21 protein-coding genes are annotated in these 21,225 nt (G+C 42.7%); 6 read left to right on the forward strand and 15 right to left on the reverse strand.

All coding sequences use genetic code 11. From position 1 onward, the window contains the following. Positions 1-66 precede the first annotated feature (66 nt). Positions 67-1,431: a bifunctional UDP-N-acetylglucosamine diphosphorylase/glucosamine-1-phosphate N-acetyltransferase GlmU gene (glmU, locus tag MN199_RS13725; protein ID WP_335739824.1), complete on the reverse strand. Its 1,365-nt coding sequence runs from the start codon at positions 1,429-1,431 to the stop codon at positions 67-69. Between the two features lie 353 nt (positions 1,432-1,784). On the opposite strand from glmU, the gene MN199_RS13730 reads away from it, so the two are divergent. After that, positions 1,785-2,432, forward strand: a complete 648-nt coding sequence (locus tag MN199_RS13730) for a hypothetical protein (protein ID WP_335739825.1) — start codon at positions 1,785-1,787, stop codon at positions 2,430-2,432. Between the two features lie 224 nt (positions 2,433-2,656). Here the strand turns inward: MN199_RS13730 and MN199_RS13735 are convergent, their stop codons facing one another. From MN199_RS13735 to mioC, 14 genes are all read right to left on the reverse strand, one after another. Then, positions 2,657-3,076: a F0F1 ATP synthase subunit epsilon gene (locus MN199_RS13735; protein ID WP_132586554.1), complete on the reverse strand. Its 420-nt coding sequence runs from the start codon at positions 3,074-3,076 to the stop codon at positions 2,657-2,659. A 22-nt stretch (positions 3,077-3,098) separates the two neighbouring features. Then, a complete protein-coding gene (gene atpD / locus MN199_RS13740) occupies positions 3,099-4,484 on the reverse strand; it encodes a F0F1 ATP synthase subunit beta (protein WP_335739826.1) in 1,386 nt (461 codons plus the stop codon). Between the two features lie 33 nt (positions 4,485-4,517). Further along, the gene (gene atpG, locus MN199_RS13745; protein ID WP_335739827.1) at positions 4,518-5,381 is read right to left on the reverse strand and encodes a F0F1 ATP synthase subunit gamma; all 864 of its coding nucleotides are present in this window, start codon (positions 5,379-5,381) and stop codon (positions 4,518-4,520) included. 53 nt (positions 5,382-5,434) lie between these two features. Beyond that, complete coding sequence (gene atpA / locus MN199_RS13750; RefSeq protein WP_335739828.1) at positions 5,435-6,976, reverse strand: F0F1 ATP synthase subunit alpha; 1,542 nt, start codon at positions 6,974-6,976, stop codon at positions 5,435-5,437. A gap of 14 nt (positions 6,977-6,990) precedes the next feature. Beyond that, on the reverse strand, positions 6,991-7,524 hold the full coding sequence (atpH, locus tag MN199_RS13755) for a F0F1 ATP synthase subunit delta (RefSeq protein WP_335739829.1): 534 nt from the start codon (positions 7,522-7,524) through the stop codon (positions 6,991-6,993). A 9-nt stretch (positions 7,525-7,533) separates the two neighbouring features. Beyond that, positions 7,534-8,007, reverse strand: a complete 474-nt coding sequence (gene atpF, locus MN199_RS13760) for a F0F1 ATP synthase subunit B (RefSeq protein WP_335739830.1) — start codon at positions 8,005-8,007, stop codon at positions 7,534-7,536. Between the two features lie 44 nt (positions 8,008-8,051). Further along, complete coding sequence (gene atpE, locus MN199_RS13765) at positions 8,052-8,285, reverse strand: F0F1 ATP synthase subunit C (RefSeq protein WP_132586566.1); 234 nt, start codon at positions 8,283-8,285, stop codon at positions 8,052-8,054. A 45-nt stretch (positions 8,286-8,330) separates the two neighbouring features. Further along, positions 8,331-9,191: a F0F1 ATP synthase subunit A gene (gene atpB / locus MN199_RS13770; RefSeq protein ID WP_132586568.1), complete on the reverse strand. Its 861-nt coding sequence runs from the start codon at positions 9,189-9,191 to the stop codon at positions 8,331-8,333. A gap of 14 nt (positions 9,192-9,205) precedes the next feature. Continuing rightward, positions 9,206-9,586, reverse strand: a complete 381-nt coding sequence (locus tag MN199_RS13775) for an ATP synthase subunit I (RefSeq protein WP_335739831.1) — start codon at positions 9,584-9,586, stop codon at positions 9,206-9,208. A gap of 131 nt (positions 9,587-9,717) precedes the next feature. Beyond that, positions 9,718-10,590 (reverse strand): ParB/RepB/Spo0J family partition protein, encoded by an 873-nt coding sequence (locus MN199_RS13780; protein ID WP_335739832.1) that lies wholly within the window; start codon positions 10,588-10,590, stop codon positions 9,718-9,720. Positions 10,591-10,619: 29 nt separating this feature from the next. Beyond that, complete coding sequence (locus tag MN199_RS13785; protein ID WP_132586574.1) at positions 10,620-11,414, reverse strand: ParA family protein; 795 nt, start codon at positions 11,412-11,414, stop codon at positions 10,620-10,622. A gap of 19 nt (positions 11,415-11,433) precedes the next feature. Beyond that, the gene (gene rsmG / locus MN199_RS13790) at positions 11,434-12,051 is read right to left on the reverse strand and encodes a 16S rRNA (guanine(527)-N(7))-methyltransferase RsmG (RefSeq protein WP_335739833.1); all 618 of its coding nucleotides are present in this window, start codon (positions 12,049-12,051) and stop codon (positions 11,434-11,436) included. A gap of 18 nt (positions 12,052-12,069) precedes the next feature. Then, on the reverse strand, positions 12,070-13,959 hold the full coding sequence (gene mnmG / locus MN199_RS13795) for a tRNA uridine-5-carboxymethylaminomethyl(34) synthesis enzyme MnmG (RefSeq protein WP_132586578.1): 1,890 nt from the start codon (positions 13,957-13,959) through the stop codon (positions 12,070-12,072). A gap of 571 nt (positions 13,960-14,530) precedes the next feature. After that, entirely contained in the window at positions 14,531-14,968 is a 438-nt protein-coding gene (gene mioC, locus MN199_RS13800; protein ID WP_132586580.1) for an FMN-binding protein MioC, read from the reverse strand. Positions 14,969-15,131: 163 nt separating this feature from the next. Here mioC and MN199_RS13805 point away from each other — a divergent pair, with 163 nt between their 5' ends. From MN199_RS13805 to MN199_RS13825, 5 genes are all read left to right on the forward strand, one after another. Continuing rightward, a complete protein-coding gene (locus tag MN199_RS13805; RefSeq protein WP_207903110.1) occupies positions 15,132-16,934 on the forward strand; it encodes a DEAD/DEAH box helicase in 1,803 nt (600 codons plus the stop codon). Between the two features lie 158 nt (positions 16,935-17,092). Continuing rightward, positions 17,093-19,570 (forward strand): M1 family metallopeptidase, encoded by a 2,478-nt coding sequence (locus MN199_RS13810; protein ID WP_335739834.1) that lies wholly within the window; start codon positions 17,093-17,095, stop codon positions 19,568-19,570. Further along, the gene (locus tag MN199_RS13815) at positions 19,570-20,058 is read left to right on the forward strand and encodes a DUF6702 family protein (protein WP_335739835.1); all 489 of its coding nucleotides are present in this window, start codon (positions 19,570-19,572) and stop codon (positions 20,056-20,058) included. The genes MN199_RS13810 and MN199_RS13815 overlap by 1 nt, the downstream gene beginning before the upstream one ends. 66 nt (positions 20,059-20,124) lie before the next feature. Further along, the gene (trxC, locus tag MN199_RS13820) at positions 20,125-20,547 is read left to right on the forward strand and encodes a thioredoxin TrxC (protein ID WP_132586584.1); all 423 of its coding nucleotides are present in this window, start codon (positions 20,125-20,127) and stop codon (positions 20,545-20,547) included. A 26-nt stretch (positions 20,548-20,573) separates the two neighbouring features. Next, positions 20,574-21,065, forward strand: coding sequence for a YbhB/YbcL family Raf kinase inhibitor-like protein (locus tag MN199_RS13825; RefSeq protein WP_132586586.1), 492 nt, complete (start codon positions 20,574-20,576; stop codon positions 21,063-21,065). The last annotated feature ends 160 nt before the right edge of the window (positions 21,066-21,225 follow it).

Here is a 21,225-nt window from a genome sequence, read left to right on the forward strand (position 1 = left end):
TAATCAACCATACGCATTAAAAAGATACTAATAAAAAGCCCGCTACTGCGGGCTTTTTTATACAAATTACTTTTTAATTTTTACCGGTCGTTGCCAACCAGCAATATGCTTTTGTTTAACGCGAGCAACAACTAGCTCACCATCAGCAGCGTCACGCGTTAGCACCGTGCCAGCACCAACGGTAGCATTTACACCTACCGTAACAGGGGCAACTAATGAGCTATTTGAACCAATAAAAGCGCCGTCTTTAATTGTGGTAACAAACTTATTAGCGCCATCATAATTACAGGTAATAGTACCCGCACCTACGTTTACTTTATTACCAATAACCGCATCGCCTAAGTAAGTTAAATGGTTAGCCTTAGAGCCTTCGCCCAACGTGGTTTTTTTCATTTCAACGAAATTACCAACATGACTATCGTCCAGCATAACCGAATCAGGACGTAATCGCGCATAAGGGCCAACCGAACAATTGCTACCAACCGTTGACTGTTCAATCATTGAATTGGGCTTAACCTCGGTGTTGTCACCAATAGTGCAGTCTTTTAAAATACAGTTAGCACCAACAGTAACGCCCTTACCCAACACAACCTTGCCTTCGAAAACAACGTTAACGTCAATCATCACGTCATTACCTACGGTAACACTGCCGCGAACGTCTATGCGCGCTGGGTCACGTAAATTAGCGCCTGCTAGCATTAATTCATTGGCTTTACGTTGCTGGTAAGCACGCTCTAACGCGGCTAATTGCACGCGATTATTCGCTCCTTCCACTTCCATCGCGTCACTGGGATGCGCCGTAGCTATATCAACGCCTTCGCTGTGTGCCATAGCGATAATATCAGTTAAGTAATACTCGCCTTGAGCGTTACTATTAGATAATCGGCCAAGCCAGTTTTTCAGCTGCTTACCTGGCAGTGCCATAATGCCGCTATTAACTTCGTTTATTTTTAATTGCTCTGGTGTCGCATCTTTTTGTTCAATAATGCCCACCACTTTACCGTTTTCACGCACGATGCGACCATAACCGGTTGGGTTAGCTAACTTTACCGTTAAAATGGCTACGCCATTGGCAGGCTTGGCATTTAACAATTGCTTTAACGTTTCAAGCTCAGTTAAGGGTACATCGCCATATAACACTAAAACAGTATCGTTATCGGCAATATTACCTGCCGCTTGCGCTACGGCATGACCAGTACCTAATTGCTCGGCTTGTAATACCCAATGCAGTGGTTGCTCACCTAAGCTAGATTTTAATGCGTCAGCGCCATAGCCGTATACCAACTGAGGCTTTTCTGCGCCAAGTGCGCGGGCGGTATCAATAACGTGCTGCACCATTGGCCGCTCAGCCACTTTGTGTAATACCTTGGGTAGGTCTGATTTCATCCGTGTGCCTTTACCAGCGGCCAGGATCACTACATTTAACGCCATAACAGAATCCCTGTAATTAATATGCGAGTATTTTAAATGATATTGACTTAGTGTACAGCGCTAGGGTGAAGTTTTGCTGAATAGGCCATTTTATAATGATACGTAATAAGGCTATCCAAACAACCTAGACGACTAAAGCACTCTACTTGCGTAGCCTAGATTGATACTTATACAGCAGTTGACTCAATGGCTGTGCTATTAAACTTTAAGTCCAGACTTGCCAATGCCGAGTATTTTTTGAAATACACTCACCAAACCAGAACTTAAAATTAAATTACAATTCAAAAAAAACAATGGCAATATAAATTACACAGAAATTTAACGATATATAAGCATTAAAAGTAAGGGTCCGCATGAAATTTCTATCTTTTTGTTTTTTGGTTATTTCAAATATCTGCTTAGCTTCAGATCCCATAAACTTGGATAATATTAATAGTTCTTTTTCATCCGATGGTTGCATTCAAAGAGCAACAAGTGACGACATTACTGGAGTATCAAATGAATTAAAGCGAACTTTGGTATCAAATCGGTACTGCATTCAAAAGAATAATTATTCAACACAAATAGCATTAAAAAATCTGCCTGATGCTCAAACAATTTTAGGTATTTTAAAACGCTATAAAAACGAATACGCCTTACTTAAAACAGATGAGCAAAAAGTTGTATTTGCAGATGCTTTTTTAACAGCCGCTAGCTATCAATATCCTATCAGTTACGAAAATATCGAACGCGCTAAACCAATGACAATTATATTTAAGAGAACAACCAAAGGCGGGTCAATAACAGGTCACGCCCTATCCCTATTTCAACAAGATAATTTTGACAAAGATAGAGAAAAAGCTTTTATAGCCCTTACTTCTGATTCATCTATCAAAAAAATTGGACACTACGATATTTTAAAACGTATACAATACATACTTAACGGTGAACAGAATAAGTTTACTGAGCAAGTAGGGCAATATAACCGAATATTTAAACAAACCTCTCTTAAATCAGTTTAGAATTAGCCTATTACCTTCTGAAATTAGCATCTTGCAATAATATTTTAGTCATTATGTAACAGTCGTTATTACTGTCGTCAAATATGAATATTTTTTTAAAGCTGCTTGGGCGTAACAATAAGCGCCTTGCTTCATTATTGGGAATTGGCATCCTACTACGTTATATGATTGTTATCGGAATAAAAAAGCCACCTTGCGGTGGCTTTTTTAATCATAACGTAAACTTATTTTTTGCCGCGCAGTTGCCTAATAACGCGCAATTGCGCAATAGCTTCTGCTAATTGACCAGCAGCTTCAGCATAGTTGAAGTCTGCTCCGGCATTTTGCATGGCTTCTTCAGCACGTTTTTGTGCATCTAAAGCGGCTTGTTCATCTAAGTCTTCGCCGCGTACCGCGACATCAGCTAATACTGTAATGCTATCCGGCTGCACTTCTAAGATACCGCCAGCAACATACATTACATGTTCTTCGCCGAACTGTTTAACGATACGGACCATGCCAGGTTTCAGGGTGGTCAGTAACGGGGCGTGGAAAGGTAAAATACCTAACTCGCCCTCACTGCCTGTGACCTGCACGGATTCGACAAGGCCAGAAAAAATCTTTTCTTCGGCACTTACTACATCCAGTTGCACTGTCATCGCCATCTCGCTCTCCTAAAGCCTGAACTTACAGTTTCTTCGCTTTTTCGATCGCTTCGTCGATTGAACCAACCATGTAAAACGCTTGCTCTGGCATATGGTCGAACTCGCCTTCCAAAATACCTTTAAAGCCACGGATAGTTTCTTTCAGCGGAACATACTTACCCGGTGAACCGGTAAATACTTCAGCTACGAAGAACGGCTGCGATAAGAAACGCTGAATTTTACGCGCACGGTATACTGTGGTGCGGTCTTCATCAGATAATTCGTCCATACCTAGGATAGCAATAATGTCTTTCAGCTCTTTATAACGCTGTAAAACAGACTGCACGCCGCGGGCAACTTCATAGTGCTCTTTGCCGATAACCTGCGGATCTAACTGGCGTGAGGTAGAGTCCAGTGGGTCAATCGCTGGGTAAATACCCAAAGATGCAATGTTACGGCTTAATACTACCGTAGCATCTAAGTGCGAGAACGTGGTTGCTGGTGATGGGTCAGTTAAGTCATCTGCAGGCACGTAAACGGCCTGAATTGACGTAATAGAACCCGTTTTAGTAGAGGTGATACGCTCTTGTAACGCACCCATCTCTTCAGCTAACGTTGGCTGATAACCTACAGCTGACGGCATACGACCTAATAATGCAGATACTTCAGTACCAGCTAGGGTATAACGATAGATGTTATCAACGAAAAACAGTACGTCACGGCCTTCATCACGGAACTTTTCTGCCATTGTTAAGCCGGTTAACGCTACGCGTAAACGGTTACCTGGTGGCTCGTTCATCTGACCATAAACTAACGATACTTTATCTAGTACGTTAGAGTCTTTCATCTCGTGATAGAAATCGTTACCTTCACGGGTACGCTCACCTACACCGGCGAATACAGAATAGCCGCTGTGCTCGATAGCGATATTACGGATAAGCTCCATCATGTTTACGGTTTTACCAACACCGGCACCACCGAATAAACCTACCTTACCACCTTTAGCGAACGGACAAACAAGGTCGATAACCTTAATACCCGTTTCTAATAACGCGTTGGAGGCAGCTTGGTCTTCGTAGCTTGGCGCTGCACGGTGAATAGGCATACGCTCTTCTTCACCAATTGGGCCCGCTTCGTCGATTGGCTCACCCAATACGTTCATAATACGACCCAGAGTGGCTTTACCTACTGGAACGTGAATTGCTTTACCGGTATTTGCCACAGCTGCGCCGCGACGTAAACCGTCTGTTGTACCTAATGCGATAGTACGAACCGTACCGCCACCTAACTGCTGCTGCACTTCCAGCACTAAACCAGTTAGATCACCGTCAGTCACGTTTAACGCATCATAGATACCAGGTACCGCGTTTTGTGGAAAATCGATATCCACAACGGCGCCAATGATTTGGACGACCTTACCTTGACTCATGATGTTTCCTCAAATTTCTCAAAACTGTTTACCTTAGCCTACAGCTGCCGCACCGGCGACAATCTCGCTAAGCTCCTGGGTAATCGCGGCCTGACGTGCTTTGTTATATACAAGCTTCAGGTCGTCCATCAGGTTACCGGCGTTATCGGTTGCAGCTTTCATTGCTACCATGCGCGCAGCGTGTTCACTGGCAGAATTCTCTACCACACCCTGATAAACTTGCGATTCGACGAAACGGTCTAGCAACATATCGATGATAGGTTGTGGATCCGGCTCGTACAGGTAATCCCAGTTATGCTCTCTTTTAGCGATGTCTGCTTTTGGCAAAGGTAAGAGTTGATCGATCACTGGCTCTTGCTTCATGGTATTAACAAACTTGTTATACACCAAGAATAAGCGATCAATTCGGCCTTCGTTAAATGCATCTAGCATTACTCTTACCGAACCAAGCACATCAGCCAAACGTGGTACGTCACCTGAACCCGCCTGTTGCGCAACTACCTTGCCACCAAAACGCTTAAAAAACGCTGTTGCTTTATTGCCAATAACAGCAAATTGCGCATCAACGCCTTTATCTTTCCAGCTTTTCAGATCAAGGACAACTTTCTTAAACTCGTTGGTATTCAGGCCACCGCAAAGACCACGATCAGACGATATGACAATATAGCCAACCTTTTTTACATCACGGTCCGTTAAATACGGATGGCGATATTCAAGGCTGCCATTGGCAACGTTACCAATCACTTTGCGCATACCTTCAGCGTATGGGCGTGTTGCAGCTACACGGTCTTGCGCTTTGCGCATTTTGCTAACCGCAACTTTTTCCATAGCACTGGTGATCTTGCGAGTATTATTAATACTCCCGATCTTACTTTTTATCTCTTTACCACCGGCCATGTCTGTATCTCCGTTTCATTCAACGAATGGGGTGGCTAAGCCACCCGCATTGCTTACCAGCTCTGCGTAGCCTTGAATTTATCAATAGCGGCTTTAAACGTAGATTCGATTTGGTCGTTGTAGTTACCGGTTTTGTCGATATCAGCCATCAGCTCGGTGTGCTCAGCTCTCATAAAGGCAATTAAACCTGCTTCAAAATCTAAGATTTTGGCAACTTCGATGTCTTTCATAAAGCCTTTTTCGATAGCGAAAATAGACACACCCATATCGGCAACAGACATTGGGCTGTACTGTAACTGTTTCATCAGCTCAGTAACCTTTTGACCGTGCTCTAACTGAGCGCGTGTTGCTTCGTCTAAGTCAGAAGCAAACTGCGCAAACGCGGCCAGCTCTGAATATTGGGCTAATGCCAGACGAATACCGCCACCCAGCTTTTTGATAATTTTGGTTTGTGCTGCACCACCAACACGCGATACTGAAATACCGGCGTTTACCGCAGGACGAATACCGGCGTTAAATAAGTCAGTTTCTAAGAAGATCTGACCATCGGTAATCGAAATTACGTTAGTAGGTACGAATGCAGAAACGTCACCGGCTTGTGTTTCAATAATTGGTAATGCGGTTAATGAACCGGTTTTACCTTTTACTTCGCCTTTGGTGTATTTTTCTACGTAATCAGCATTTACGCGTGATGCACGTTCTAATAGACGCGAGTGTAAATAGAATACGTCACCTGGGTAAGCTTCACGGCCTGGTGGACGACGTAATAGCAATGATATTTGACGGTAAGCAACAGCTTGCTTAGACAAATCATCATAAACAATTAACGCATCTTCACCGCGGTCACGGAAGTATTCGCCCATAGTACAACCTGAATATGGTGCTAAGAACTGCAGTGCCGCAGCTTCAGAAGCTGATGCTACAACCACAATAGTGTGCGCTAACGCACCGTGTTCTTCTAGCTTACGTACTACGTTAGCAATAGTAGAGGCTTTTTGGCCTACAGCAACGTAAACGCACTTAACGCCAGTACCTTTTTGGTTGATGATGGCATCAATAGCTAAGGCGGTTTTACCGGTTTGACGGTCACCGATTAACAATTCACGCTGACCACGACCGATTGGGATCATGGCATCAACAGACTTGTAGCCTGTTTGCATAGGTTGATCAACTGACTGACGTTCGATAACGCCCGGAGCAATTTTTTCTACCGGTTCAAAACCTGCAGCTTCAATTGGTCCTTTACCGTCAATTGGTGCACCCAAAGTATTTACCACACGGCCTAACAGCTGTGGGCCAACCGGTACTTCTAAAATACGACCGGTACTTTTAACTTTAGTGCCTTCAGTTAAATCGGCATACGGGCCCATAACTACGGCACCTACCGAGTTGCGCTCTAAGTTCAGCGCGATAGCATAGCGGTTACCAGGAAGCTCGATCATTTCACCTTGCATACAATCTGCAAGACCATTGATACGAATAATACCGTCTGTTACTTGAACGATAGTACCTTCGTTACGAGCTTCACTGACCACTTCAAACTGAGCAATACGACTTTTGATCAGTTCTGATATTTCAGTGGAATTCAGTTGCATTCTCTGTTCCCCAATTACGACTGCAGCGCAGTTGCTAAACGATCCAGCTTACCGCGGATCGAGCCATCAATAACCATGTCACCAGCTTTGATTAGTAAACCACTAACCACTGCCGGATCTTCGCTACAGTTCAATTTAACTTTGCGTGCCAAACGTTGCGATAATGCCGCGGTTAACTTATCTTTTTGTGCACTAGTCAGCGTAGTTGCAGAAACGACAGTAACGTCTATTTCCTGTTCAAATTCCGCTTTTAGTGCAGCAAAGGTAGTTAATACTGCAGGCAACGCCAACAAGCGATGATTTTCTGCCATCACTTTTATCAAGTTTTGGCCGTGCTCATTGAGTTGCTCACCACATACCTGAATAAACAAACCAGCCTGCTTATCAGCAGTACTATTGGCGTTTAAATACACGCCAACTTGGTCGTTATTTGCTACTTCTGCAGCAAAGGCCAACATCTGTAACCAAGCCTCTAACGCGTTTTGCTCTACAGCAAAATCGAAAGCTGCTCTGGCATAAGGGCGAGCAATATTTGTCAAATCAGACATAGCTCTTCCTTAATTCAGTTCTTGAACCAATTTATCCAAAATGTCGCTGTGAGCAGCTTCATCAATAGAACGTTGCAGAATTCGTTCTGCGCCAGCGACTGCTAATGCAGCAACTTGTTTGCGCAGCTCTTCACGTAAACGATTACGTTCAGCGGCAACTTCTGCTGTGGCTTGCGCCAAAATAGTTTCACGTTCTGCATTGGCTTTATGCACCGCTTCATCAATCATTTTTGCTTCGCGTTTTTTCGCTTGCTCAATAATTTCTGCCGCTTGTGCTTTAGCATCTTTTAACTGATCTTTGGCTTTGTCCTGGGCTAATGCCAGGTCTTTTTCCGCACGATCAGAAGCTGCTAAACCATCAGCAATTTTTTTCTGGCGCGCTTCAATAGCATTATTCAGCGGTGGCCAGACAAACTTCATACAGAACAGCACGAACACCGCGAATGCGATTAATTCGCCTAGCAGAGTGGCGTTTAAAGTCACGACAGCTCCTCCTTAGTTAACAGTTGTTCGGATAAAGCCTTCAATTACATTGCGAACAACATGTACATTGCGATACCTACACCGATCATGGCAACAGCATCGATAAGGCCCGCTAAGATGAACATTTTAACTTGTAGTGAAGGGGCTAATTCTGGTTGACGCGCACAAGCTTCTAAGAACTTACCACCCATGTTACCAAAACCTAATGCAGTACCAATTGCGCCGAAACCGATCAACATTGCAACTGCGATTAATTTAAGACCTAATACTAGTTCCATTTTTTTCTCCAGAGTTTTTAAGTTAAAGTTAAAAGTTAAATAAAATTAGTGGTTATCTGAGCTAGCCATGCTTAGGTAAACGATAGTCAGCATCATAAATACGAATGCTTGCAAGGTAATAACTAAGATATGGAATACCGCCCAAGGGAAGTGCAGAGGTAACTGCGCTAAACCTACCGCCCCTATTAAGATAAAGATCATTTCACCCGCATACAGGTTACCGAATAGACGTAACGCTAGTGAAAATGGCTTAGCAAATAAGGCGATAGTTTCTAATAATAAGTTAAACGGTATCAAAGCAATTTGCAGAGGTACGTTTTTAGTATTAAATGGGTGTAGGGTTAATTCTTTAATGAAACCCAACACGCCTTTAATACGAATTGAGTAGCCTATCATCAATAAAAACACGCCTAAGGCTAAACCCGCGGCTAAATTAATATCGGTAGTAGGTACAAACTTCATATAAACGTGGCCAGGCTCAACAGCCATCGCGTTTTCGCCAACAAAAGCAGCAAATGAAGGTAGGAAGTCTACTGGCACTAAGTCCATTAAGTTCATTAAAAACACCCAGACAAAGATTGTCAGTGCCAGTGGTGCAATTAATTTGCTTTTGCCGTGATACGTATCTTTTACGTTGTCAGCAACAAAGCCCACTATCATTTCAACAAAGCACTGTAGTTTACCCGGTACACCGGTAGTGGCTTTTTTGGCTGCATTGCGGAAAACCCACAAAAACAACACACCTAAAATAATAGAATACGCTAACGTATCGATATTCCATGTCCAGAAACCAGCCTCGGCACACGCTTTATTAAATGCAACACTGCCATCGACAGTACACATTTTTGCGTTTACAAGGTGGTGCTGAATATGACTAGAGAGGGTTAACTCTTCACCTGCAGCCATGTTTCATCCCATTGTTAATGTTTAAAGAAAACCGGAGCGGTCCATTGGGCTATTAGCGTGAGCATAAAACCGGTTAAAAATGCACCATGAACCAGTTGTTGCTGTGAAAATAATACGGCTAACAGCACTGCGGATATAATTAGCTTTAGTGATTGGCCCCGCATAAACGCCATCACAACGATATTTGCGTTATCTGCGGCATTAAAACGAAACGCGAAAAACGCAAACACACAATTTGGTATTATGGCTACTAAACCCCCTTTAAAGGCCGATTTAGCCGCAGCTGCATCAGCAGCTAAAAAAAAAGTCAGTGCAATAATTCCAGCTACTACCAACTGGCACAACACTAACTTATAAGCTGATTTACGTAGTTCAGCTAAACTTTGTTCTTTCATTTCTTGTCCCCCTAAAAACGCCCGGGAAGGGGGTAATAAAAACTTGCGAAATTATACTTACATACCTTCAATTTGCAACAAAAAGCAGTGTTAGCACTGTGATAGTACCTATTTATATCTAATTTGATGTTTTATTGCTCAGTAACATTCAACTTATTAATAATGCCATCTAACTCATCTAAACTACTATACGCAATTTCTAACTTACCTTTACCTTTATTGTTGTAGCTAATTTGCACAGGTGCGGCAAACCGCTCACTTAAGCGTTGTTCTAGAGCAATAACATCGGGATCTCGTGGCTTTTCAGAAGCTACCGGTTTAGGTTCTAAAATTCGCCGTATTAAGTTTTCAGTTTCACGTACGGTTAATTGTTTAGCCGCAACTAATCTAGCGGCATCTGATTGCTCAAATTCTTTTAGTGCTAATAATGCTCTTGCATGGCCCATTTCAATGTCGCCGTGTTCAAGCAATAGTTTTACATCGTCATTTAATTGGTTTAAGCGCAACAGGTTAGTAACAGATGCTCTAGATTTGCCAACTGCATCAGCTACTTGCTGGTGAGTTAACGAAAACTCTATTAATAAGCGTTCTAATGCTACGGCTTCTTCCATTGCATTTAAATCTTCTCGTTGAATGTTTTCTATTAACGCTATGGCAACAGCGGCTTCATCTGGCACATCTTTAACAATACAAGGTACTTCTGCCAGTTTTGCTAACTGACTTGCACGCCAACGCCTTTCACCCGCAATAATTTCAAATTTTCCGTTACCTATTGGTCGCACAACTATCGGTTGAATAATACCTTGTGCTCGAATAGAACTGGCTAAGTCTTCCAACGCTTCTTGCGACATATCTTTGCGTGGTTGGTATTTACCCGGTATTAAAAACTCAACAGGTAATTGTTGCAGTTCGCTACTGCTGGGTGTGGAAGTTGTGCTGCTAGCTTTATTGGACGTAAGTAGGGCATCCAGACCTCGGCCTAAGCCGCGTTTTTTTACCGACATGCTAAATTGCTTCCCTAAAATTATTCAGATCAGGCTGATGCTGTGCTGCTAGCCGTCTTTTTATCAGCTCGGCGTAACATTTCACCTGCTAATGCTAAATAAGCCTTTGCACCAGTTGAGTTTTTATCGTAATACATTACTGGTGTACCAAAGCTAGGTGCTTCTGCTAAACGTACATTGCGTGGAATAACAGCCCGATAAACCTTATCACCAAAATGCTGTTTTAATTGATCTGATACATCATTTGCTAACCGATTACGCGGATCGTACATGGTTCTTAAAATGCCTTCGATCTTTAATTCAGGGTTAACGGCTGCGGCTAATTGATTAATGGTTTCAACTAACGAGGTTAAACCCTCTAATGCAAAGTATTCACACTGCATTGGTACTAATACTGTGTCAGCGGCAGCCATGGCATTTACTGTTAGCATATTAAGTGACGGCGGGCAGTCGATAAAAATAAAGTCATAACTATTACGGTAGTCTTTTAATGCATTACGTAGCCGCAATTCACGAGCAAATACGTTCATTAAACGTACTTCTGCTGCTGTTAAGTCAGAGTTAGCGCCAACTAAATGATAACCGCCGCTGGTTTCTTTAACTAAAACGTCTAATAGTGGTTTTTCATCAACGAGTAACTCGTAAGCGGTGGCCGGTAAATCATATTTATCAACTCCGCTACCCATGGTAGCGTTACCTTGGGGATCTAAGTCGATAAGCAACACCTTGCGTTTGGTCGCAGCCAGGGAGGCAGCCAAATTTACAGCTGTAGTAGTTTTACCTACACCGCCTTTCTGGTTAGCTATTGCGATCACTTTCGCCACAAGATGTCCTCGTTGTCAGTTAGCAGGGTTGCAGTATTACCAAATGCCTTTGTGCTTGCAACTGCGGCACAACAAGTGGTTGAACGGAGACTACTTTAACAAAATCAGGCAAAGCTGCAATTTCTTCTTGTACTGCAGCGGCTTTCATCGCGTAAAAATGGCCGTTTTGTGTAGGTAAATGCCTGCACCAATTCAGCATATCATTGATCGAAGCAAAAGCTCGGCTAATAACACCATCGTAGTGCTGCTCAGGTTGATGATCTTCCACTCTGCTTTGTACTGGTTGAATATTAGTTAGTTTTAACTGCAGTTTTACTTGGTTTAAAAAGCGGATCCTTTTACCTAGACTATCAAGCAAAGTGAAGTTGTTATCTGGATAATAAATAGCTAATAGCACGCCAGGTAAACCAGGACCGGTACCTACATCTATAAAATGGTTACCAATTAAATGCGGTGCAATAACTAGGCTATCCATCACGTGCTTTATTAACATTTCTTTAGGATCACGCACTGAGGTTAGGTTGTAGGCGCTGTTCCATTTATCAAGTAGTTTTACATAGTCAATACATTGCTGTAGTTGGTACTCAGATAACGACAAACTGGTTTGCGCCACCAGCGAGCGTAATTGATCTAACATGTTGTTCCTTGTCGTCAGTTACGCAGACTTGCGCAGTAAACCCTGTTTCTTTAAATAGACTAACAGTAATGAAATAGCGGCCGGTGTAATGCCTGAAATACGTGACGCTTGGCCAACTGTTTGTGGTTGAGTTTGGTTTAATTTCGCAATTACTTCGTTTGATAGGCCTTTAACAGCTTTATAATCAAACTGTTGTGGTAATAAACTTTGTTCATTACGTTGCTGTTTAGCAATTTCATCTTGTTGACGATTTATATAGCCTTCATATTTAATTTGAATTTCTACTTGTTCTGCCGCGATAGGATCAGTAACACCGGGGCCAATATTAGAAATTTTCATTAAATCTGCGTAGTTAATTTCTGGACGACGAACCAGCTCTTCTAAACTTGCTTCTTTGGTAAGCGGAGTTTTAACTAACGCATTTATTGCAATTAGCGCGGCATGTTGCGGATGAACCCAACTTTGCTTTAAGCGTTGGCGTTCTATAGCCACTTGTTCCATTTTTTCGTTAAAAGCCGCCCAACGTATGTCGTCTACCAAGCCAAACTCACGACCTTTTTCGGTTAAACGTGCATCTGCATTATCTTCACGTAGCATTAGGCGATATTCAGCCCGGCTGGTAAACATACGATAGGGTTCTTTAGTGCCTAGTGTGGTTAAATCATCAACTAGTACACCTAAGTAAGCTTGATCACGGCTTGGTGACCACGGCTCTTTATCTTGCGTGAACAGTGCAGCATTTAAACCGGCTAATAGACCTTGTGCACCTGCTTCTTCGTAACCTGTTGTACCGTTAATTTGGCCGGCAAAAAACAAACCTTCAATAAATTTTGTCTCAAGACTGCTTTTTAGATCTCTGGGATCAAAGAAATCATATTCAATGGCATAACCAGGTCTGGTAATGTGAGCATTTTCCATACCCTTAATTGAACGTACTATGCTTAGTTGTACATCAAATGGCAGGCTGGTTGAAATGCCATTAGGGTAAACTTCATGTGTGGTTAACCCTTCAGGTTCAATAAAAATTTGATGATTATCTTTGTCAGCAAAGCGGGTAATTTTATCTTCTATCGATGGACAATATCTTGGGCCAATCCCTTCTATTACACCGGTATACATTGGTGATCGATGTAAATTATTGCGAATAACATCGTGTGTTTTCGCATTGGTATAAGTTATGTAACAAGGTATCTGAGTTGGATGATCGCTTTGTTTGCCGAGAAAAGAAAATACTGGTGTTGGGTTATCACCAGGTTGAGTTTGCATCATAGAAAAATCGATAGTACGAGCATCAATACGTGGTGGTGTACCCGTTTTTAAACGATCAACTTTAAATGGCAGTTCTCTTAATCTTTTAGCTAGGGCTATTGACGGTGGATCACCGGCTCTGCCACCAGAATGGCTTTGTAAACCTATATGTATTTGTCCGCCTAAAAATGTACCAACGGTTAATACCACTGATTTAGCTTTAAACGTTAAGCCCATTTGGGTAACGACGCCAGTAACCTTATTGTTTTCAACAACTAAGTCATCACAACTTTGTTGAAATATTTTTAAGTTTGGTTGGTTTTCTAAAATATTACGAATAGCTGCACGGTACAGTTGTCGATCGGCTTGTGCTCTGGTTGCCCTTACCGCAGGGCCTTTAGAACTATTTAGCGTTCTAAATTGAATGCCGCCTTTGTCGGCTGCTATTGCCATAGCTCCACCTAGGGCGTCAATTTCTTTAACCAAATGACCTTTGCCGATACCACCGATAGCAGGGTTGCATGACATTTGACCTAAAGTTTCAATATTATGGGTTAATAACAAGGTGTTACGACCCATACGAGCTGCTGCCAGAGCGGCTTCTGTGCCAGCGTGGCCACCGCCTACAACGATTACGTCGAATATCTCTTGATACAGCATACTTGCCTCGATTTATGGTTTTTTGGTCGAACGTTGAACGAGAGGTATTGTAGCCTGATCTGGCGATAAGTGGAATGCCAGCAGCGTTTAGGATCGTTTAAATTAAATAAGATCTTTTTAGAGATCTTTTTATTATATTTACTATTAAGCAGGCCAATTTTGGTGCATAAGCGTTTCTTTACAAGAAGGATCATTAACTTAGAACAGATCAGATCCTGTGATCAAGCTAGGATCTGTTGGCCTTGAACCGGTGGTTAACTTCGCTGGTTATCCACAGGCTAGAAAAAATATATTTTTGTAAAGAGGATAAGTACAGGTTAATAACCGGTTTTACCTATAGTTATACACAAACTTTTTGTAATATTTTGAAATTTGTAGATAACTTTTCAGTACTATTTTTAAGCTATAATGCAGTTATCAACACTTTATCATTTGCATATCAAGTTAAAACTTGGAATTGACTGTAGCTTGGCAGGCGTTGGTTTTATTGCTGAGACTAACAAGAGAAGCTAGTGCTATCTCATTCTTCCTGAAGGATGTTTGTGTTTACGGGTGCGTTGCACCCGTTTTTTTATTTTATTTGTGCTATTAGTTGCGGTAACCAAACTAAGGCGATGTCTTCGGGTAATTCTGGTTGTTGTGCATCAATTTCTAAACTGTCTATTAAGCTAGTTGCGCCTTTAAATTCAAGTGATTTGGCTATTTTTCGTCCGGCTTCGCAAAAAGTATCGTAACTCGAGTCACCTAAAGTGATCACGGCGTAAGAAAGTGTGGTAAGATCACTTCGATCTTGTGCTAATTGATCCGCAAAGGGTTGAATATTATCAGGCAGATCTCCTGCGCCATAGGTGGATGTGATCACTAACCAGACATCAGTCCGGTTGAGGTGGTCCAGCTCGGGTTTCAGATGTAGTTTAACGTCATAGCCCGCTTGTACCAGTGTTTCAGCAACTTGTTCTGCCACATATTCCGCTGCGCCCATTTGGCTGCCAACGAGGATGTCTATCATGATATGCCTCTTGTCATAAGAATGTTCGGCTATACTACTGGAATAAAATCGGTCAAAGCTATGTTTTTGACATGATTTAGATGTTTTTACTGCTTTGCAGGCTAAGTAAAAGCAACAATAGCACTACTACTACGCCTGCGTGTTATTGAGGTTTAAACAACGTATGTCTGACACTTTGTCATTTGCCCAGCTAATGCTGCCTGAAGCACTTATTCGTGCTGTTACTGAACTTGGCTATGAATCGCCGTCGCCTATTCAGGCTGCTGCTATCCCTAAACTTTTAGCTGGCGAAGATGTATTAGGTCAAGCGCAAACAGGTACTGGTAAAACCGGTGCTTTTGCTTTACCACTATTAGCTAGGTTAGATCCTGCACAAAACGACCCACAAATTTTAGTGTTAGCGCCAACTCGCGAACTTGCAATTCAGGTAGCTGAAGCATTTCAAGCTTATGCGCGTTACATGCCAGCATTTCATGTTCTGCCGTTATATGGTGGCCAAAGTTATACCAACCAGTTGAAATCACTTAAACGTGGCTCTCAAGTTATTGTTGGTACACCAGGTCGTATTCTTGACCATTTAGAACGTGGCACATTAAAGCTAGATAAGCTGCGTGCTATCGTGTTGGATGAAGCCGATGAAATGTTACGCATGGGCTTTATCGATGATGTGCAAACTATTATGGACGCGACACCAGCGGGCCGTCAGGTTGCAATGTTTTCTGCAACCATGCCTGCACCGATCCGCGCTATTGCCCAAAAGCATTTAAAAAATGCTGAAGAAATTAAAATAGCATCAAAAACGAGTACCGTTGAACGCATCAAACAAAGCTATGTAATGTTAGATGGCAATCAAAAGCTTGACGCATTAACGCGCTTGTTAGAAGGCGAAGAATACGATGCAAGTATCGTGTTTGTGCGTACTAAAAGCGCTACAGAAGAAATTGCTGAAAAGCTGGGTGCCCGTGGTTATGCCGTAGCCTGTTTAAATGGCGATATGAACCAAGCGCACCGCGAATTAACCATTCGTAAAATGAAAGCAAACCAGTTAGATATTATTGTTGCTACTGATGTTGCAGCACGCGGATTAGACGTTGAACGTATTAGCTTAGTAGTAAACTACGATATTCCTTATGACAGTGAGGCTTATGTGCACCGTATTGGTCGTACAGGCCGTGCCGGTCGTGAAGGTAAAGCAATATTATTTGTGTCGCCTCGCGAACGTCGTTTATTGCGTACTATCGAACATTCAACTAAACAGCCTATTGAGCAAATGTCACTGCCTACAGGTCAGGTTATTGAACAGCGTCGTATTGAATCTTTCCGTGAGCAATTAGCCGAAACTGTTGAAACGCAAAACTTAGCATTCTTCCAAGGTCTTATTAACGACTGGCGTGAAAAAATTGACGCTACCGATGGTGATATTGCCGCAGCATTACTGTATTTAGCGCAAAAAGAACAGCCACTTAATGTTGCTAATTTGTTCCCAGCAATTCGCGAACCCCATGCTCGCGGTGAGCGTGAAGATCGGCCACGTCGTGAACGTAGTGATCGTCCTGAGCGCACCGAACGTGGTGAGCGTAGCGACCGCCCAGATCGCGGCCCACGGGTTAAGCGCGAAATGAAAGGTGATTACCAAACTTACCGTATTGAGGTAGGTAAAGAGCACGGTGTGCGCGCGGGCGATATTGTTGGCGCTATTGCCAACGAAGCGAATATCGACAGCCAGTTTATTGGTAACATTAAATTGTTTGATCATTTCAGTACGGTAGAATTGCCAGCAACAATACCTAATGAAGTTTTTCAGCATCTGAAAAAAGTGTATGTGCGTAAGCAAAAGCTGAATATTTGTGTTGATACAGGTTCGGCTCCAGTAGGTGAACGTCGCTCATCTGCACCAGCTTCTACATCTGGTGCGGGCCCGCGTCCAGGTGCAGCACCACGCGCACCACGTAAGCCAAAAGATTAAGTTGTAATCTAATATTAAGCCCCGTTTTTACGGGGCTTTTTTATTGGCGATGAATTAACTATTGAACGTGTTAAAACCCGCTTGTTTGCCGCTGAAAAGTTACTTATTGTAGAGAGCTTGCCTAAGTTAAGCAGAATAATAATAAGAGAGCCTGCTATATGTCCATATTTCCTCCGCGTACTAACCTATTAGCGCTAATTGGTGTGTTGCTATGCAGCCAGTTAGCCAACGCCGATACCATTCGTCAAACTAAGGGCGACTATGAAGATAAATTTCGTCAGTTAGATGAAGCCCTACCCACGCCTAATGTGTATCGCAATGCCGCGGGTGAGCCAGGGCCACAGTATTGGCAGCAACAGGTTAATTACAAAATAGACGTGCAGTTAGACGAAGCTAAACGCCGCTTAACAGGTAGTCAGCGAATTAATTATCAAAATAACTCACCGCATACACTAAAATATCTATGGCTACATTTAGACCAGAATATATTTAAAAACGATTCTATGGCGGAAATGAGCACCGATTTTGGTGGTATTGGTCGTCGCGGCCCTGCAACGTCGGTTGGTAGTGGTGATATTGCCGCACGGTTAAGTTTAGACGAGCTGCGTCGTCAGCAGTTTATGGCTGACAATGAGTTAGGTTTTAAAATAACAAATGTGAAAAACAGCGCCGGTAAAGCTTTAGCTATGACCATAGTTGGCACACTAATGCGTGTTGATTTAGATAAACCACTTAAAGCTGGCCAAACTGTCGATTTAAGTATGGATTTCGCGTTTAACTTAGTAGAAGAAGATGCGGTATCAGCGCGTTCAGGTTATGAGCATTTTCCTAAAGATGAGCGTGAAGGCGGCAATGATATTTTCTTAGCAGCGCAGTGGTTTCCACGTTTAGTGGCGTACACCGATTACGAAGCTTGGACTAATAAAGAATTTCTTGGTCGTGGCGAGTTTACCTTAGAATTTGGCGATTACGACGTACAGTTAACTGTACCGGCGGACCATATAGTTTCTGCAACTGGCGAGTTGCAAAACAGTAGCAAAGTATTATCAAGCGAGCAGTTAAAGCGCTTGCAGCAGGCAAAAAATGCTAAGCGACCAGTATTCGTTGTTACCGAACAAGAAGCTTTAGAAAACGAAAAAACCGGTACCAATAAAACTAAAACGTGGCATTTTAAAGCCAGTAATGTGCGCGATTTTGCTTGGGCATCATCACGTAAATTTATATGGGATGCTAAGGGCTACGAGCAAGGTGGCAAAGATCAGCCCTTTGTTATGGCTATGTCGTTTTATCCCAAAGAGGGCGGTGAACTATGGCAGAAATACTCTACTGAGTCTGTTATTCATACTCTAGAGGTGTATTCTCGTTTTTCGTTTGATTATCCGTATCCAGTAGCGCAGTCAGTAAATGGCCCGGTTGGTGGTATGGAATACCCCATGATTTCGTTTAACGGCCCACGTACGACTTTGCAAGACGACGGCAGCCGCACTTATTCTCAAGCAGAAAAACGCTTTTTACTTGGCGTTATCTTTCATGAAGTAGGCCATAACTATTTTCCAATGGTGGTGAATTCTGACGAACGTCAGTGGACTTGGATGGATGAAGGCTTAAACAGCTTTTTAGATGGTATTGCTGGCCGCGAATGGGACGCTAATATTCCTTGGGGTGTAGAAGCGCGTGATATCGTTGACTACATGAAGTCTGAGGTACAAGTGCCAATAATGACACAATCTGACAGCGTGTTAAGGCTTGGGCCTAATGGCTATACTAAACCTGCGGTAGCGTTAAATATTTTGCGAGAAGTTATTTTAGGTCGCGAGCTATTTGATTTTGCCTTTAAAGAATATTCATTACGTTGGAAGTTTAAGCGGCCAACACCCTCAGACTTTTTCCGCACGATGGAAGAAGCTAGCGGCGTCGATTTAGATTGGTTTTGGCGTGGCTGGTTTTATAGTACTGATCATGTCGATATCTCATTAGATAAAATCTATCAGTTACGCTTAGATACGAAAAACCCTGATATTGATTTTCAGCGCGAGCGCCAGCAAGAATTAGATAAGCCTGGTTCAGTCTTTGTTGAACGCAATAAAGCAGAAGGCAAAGTGCAGTGGGTTGAGCAGAATAAAGACGTCAGCGATTTTTATGATGCCAATGACCGCTTTACTGTAACCAACAAAGAGCGCAATGCCTATAACAAGTTTATGCATGATCTAGAGCCTTGGGAACGCGCTGCATTTGAACGTGCGGTTGCCGAAGATAAAAATTACTACGTGCTGCAATTTAGTAATCAAGGTGGCTTAGTAATGCCAATATTACTGCAATTGCATTACACCGACGGCACAAGTGAAGAACAATATATTCCAGCTGAAATTTGGCGTCGTAGCCCTAAAGCGGTTAATAAACTCGTGGTCACGGCCAAAGATAAGGTGCTAAAAGAAGCGATAGTTGATGCACAATGGCTAACCGCAGATGTTGATGTAGAAAATAACTACTATCCACGCCGCATTATTCCATCTCGGGTAGAGGCGTATAAATCTGAGAAAAGTAAAGCCAAGGTTAGTCGCGATATTATGCAAGACAGTAAAACGAAATTAAAAGAACCGGCTAAAAAACTGGAAGATAATAAGGGCGCCAATTAATGCGTTATTTGCTTAGCCTGTTATTAATAGCAGGCTTTGTTAACCCTGCTGCAGCACATGAACTTAAAACAGCTCTTACCAAAGTATTGTTTAACCAGCGTACTGGTAATATTGAGGTAATGCATCGCTTTTATCTGCATGATGCTGAGCACGCGGTAAAAATATTATTTAGTAAAGACGCCGATATATTAAACAGTGAACAAACTCAGGATACCTTTAGCCAATATGTTAGTGAGCATTTTGCTTTGCAGCAGCTAAATGGTGACAATATCAATTTAACCTTACTTGGTGGTCAGTTAGAAGGGCGGTTTTTTTGGGTATATCAAGAAACCGCTATACCTAAAACTATTAACGGATTAAAAGCTGCGCAAAGTGCATTACAAGATATTTGGCCAGCACAGCTTAATACCGTTAATTTTGAAGGTAAGGGCAGAGTTAAAACCTTAAGCTTTGATAACCAAAGTAGCTGGTTGCAGGTTAATTTTTGATACTGGCTTTAAATAGGCTCTGCTAGACGCTATATCAGTATTAGCTAAAATTTATCAGAGGTACTTATGCTTGTTGCCTGCCCCAATTGCGCGGCGTTAAATCGCGTGCCTGAACAACGTCTAGCGCAGCAGCCGGTTTGCGGAAAATGTAAATCAGCTTTATTTAACGGTACGCCAATAGAGTTAACTAGCAGCAATTTTGCTGCACATGCTAATAAAGCTGAACTACCATTAGTGGTCGATTTTTGGGCCAGTTGGTGTGGACCATGTCAGAGTTTTGCGCCAGTATTTAATCAGGCGGCACAAGAGCTGGAGCCGCATTTTCGTTTTGGTAAGCTAAATACCGAACAACAGCAACAGCTAGCCGCGCAGTTTAATATTCGCTCAATACCCACGTTGATGATCTTTAAACAAGGCAAAATACTGGCCCAACAAGCGGGCGCTTTTCCTAAACAAGCCTTTTACCAATGGCTATCAAACCATAAGTAAGTAGTCACTTACATTAAGAGGGCAGTATGACCAGTACAACATTTCACCTTACCAGCACAGATATTAAAGAAGGCCATTTTATGGCGGTAGCGCAGGAGTTTGACGGTTTCGGTTGCGCCGGAAAAAACATTTCACCTGCATTACATTGGCATAATGCGCCAGCAGGTACAAAAAGTTTCGCTGTTACCGTATTTGATCCAGATGCACCCACTTGCTCGGGTTTTTGGCATTGGTTAGTAACCGATATTCCAGCGTCAGCTTCCGGTTTAGCGCAAGGTGCAGGCAAGGGCAGCTTGCCAACGGGTAGCCGGTGTTTTAACAATGACTATGGCTTTAAAGGCTTTGGTGGTGCTTGCCCGCCAGAAGGCCATGGTATGCATCGTTATCAATTTACGGTGTGGGCCTTACCCGAAGAAACATTGCCGGCAGCAGATGACGCCAGTGCAGCGGTAGTGGGTTTTATGCTCAACGCTATGTCGTTAGCTAAAGCTACGTTAACCGCAACCTATGCTCGTTAATTAATGTATTGGTGTTGAGTTAGTAAATCAGCAAAAGACCTCTTTAGAGCGATATCGAGCATATAAGCGAGAACCGACTTGCTCTAAGCTAACCGTTGAAGGCATGGATGCCTGAAACGAGCCCCCAGGGATGGGTTTACGGCGTGTTAGCGTGAGTAAG

The sequence above is a fragment of the Rheinheimera metallidurans genome, assembly GCF_036983985.1.
GTDB classification, from domain to species: Bacteria; Pseudomonadota; Gammaproteobacteria; order Enterobacterales; family Alteromonadaceae; genus Alishewanella; species Alishewanella metallidurans.

What these genes read in the sequence shown, in the direction of transcription:
- MN199_RS13810 (WP_335739834.1), top strand. Translation starts at nt 17,093, where the DNA reads ATGTCCATATTTCCTCCGCGTACTAACCTATTAGCGCTAATTGGTGTG.
- MN199_RS13780 (WP_335739832.1), bottom strand. Translation starts at nt 10,590, where the DNA reads ATGTCGGTAAAAAAACGCGGCTTAGGCCGAGGTCTGGATGCCCTACTT.
- MN199_RS13730 (WP_335739825.1), top strand. Translation starts at nt 1,785, where the DNA reads ATGAAATTTCTATCTTTTTGTTTTTTGGTTATTTCAAATATCTGCTTA.
- trxC (WP_132586584.1), top strand. Translation starts at nt 20,125, where the DNA reads ATGCTTGTTGCCTGCCCCAATTGCGCGGCGTTAAATCGCGTGCCTGAA.
- MN199_RS13815 (WP_335739835.1), top strand. Translation starts at nt 19,570, where the DNA reads ATGCGTTATTTGCTTAGCCTGTTATTAATAGCAGGCTTTGTTAACCCT.
- atpH (WP_335739829.1), bottom strand. Translation starts at nt 7,524, where the DNA reads ATGTCTGATTTGACAAATATTGCTCGCCCTTATGCCAGAGCAGCTTTC.
- atpG (WP_335739827.1), bottom strand. Translation starts at nt 5,381, where the DNA reads ATGGCCGGTGGTAAAGAGATAAAAAGTAAGATCGGGAGTATTAATAAT.
- MN199_RS13805 (WP_207903110.1), top strand. Translation starts at nt 15,132, where the DNA reads ATGTCTGACACTTTGTCATTTGCCCAGCTAATGCTGCCTGAAGCACTT.
- MN199_RS13735 (WP_132586554.1), bottom strand. Translation starts at nt 3,076, where the DNA reads ATGGCGATGACAGTGCAACTGGATGTAGTAAGTGCCGAAGAAAAGATT.
- atpE (WP_132586566.1), bottom strand. Translation starts at nt 8,285, where the DNA reads ATGGAACTAGTATTAGGTCTTAAATTAATCGCAGTTGCAATGTTGATC.
- mnmG (WP_132586578.1), bottom strand. Translation starts at nt 13,959, where the DNA reads ATGCTGTATCAAGAGATATTCGACGTAATCGTTGTAGGCGGTGGCCAC.
- atpD (WP_335739826.1), bottom strand. Translation starts at nt 4,484, where the DNA reads ATGAGTCAAGGTAAGGTCGTCCAAATCATTGGCGCCGTTGTGGATATC.
- glmU (WP_335739824.1), bottom strand. Translation starts at nt 1,431, where the DNA reads ATGGCGTTAAATGTAGTGATCCTGGCCGCTGGTAAAGGCACACGGATG.
- MN199_RS13825 (WP_132586586.1), top strand. Translation starts at nt 20,574, where the DNA reads ATGACCAGTACAACATTTCACCTTACCAGCACAGATATTAAAGAAGGC.
- atpB (WP_132586568.1), bottom strand. Translation starts at nt 9,191, where the DNA reads ATGGCTGCAGGTGAAGAGTTAACCCTCTCTAGTCATATTCAGCACCAC.
- MN199_RS13775 (WP_335739831.1), bottom strand. Translation starts at nt 9,586, where the DNA reads ATGAAAGAACAAAGTTTAGCTGAACTACGTAAATCAGCTTATAAGTTA.
- mioC (WP_132586580.1), bottom strand. Translation starts at nt 14,968, where the DNA reads ATGATAGACATCCTCGTTGGCAGCCAAATGGGCGCAGCGGAATATGTG.
- atpA (WP_335739828.1), bottom strand. Translation starts at nt 6,976, where the DNA reads ATGCAACTGAATTCCACTGAAATATCAGAACTGATCAAAAGTCGTATT.
- rsmG (WP_335739833.1), bottom strand. Translation starts at nt 12,051, where the DNA reads ATGTTAGATCAATTACGCTCGCTGGTGGCGCAAACCAGTTTGTCGTTA.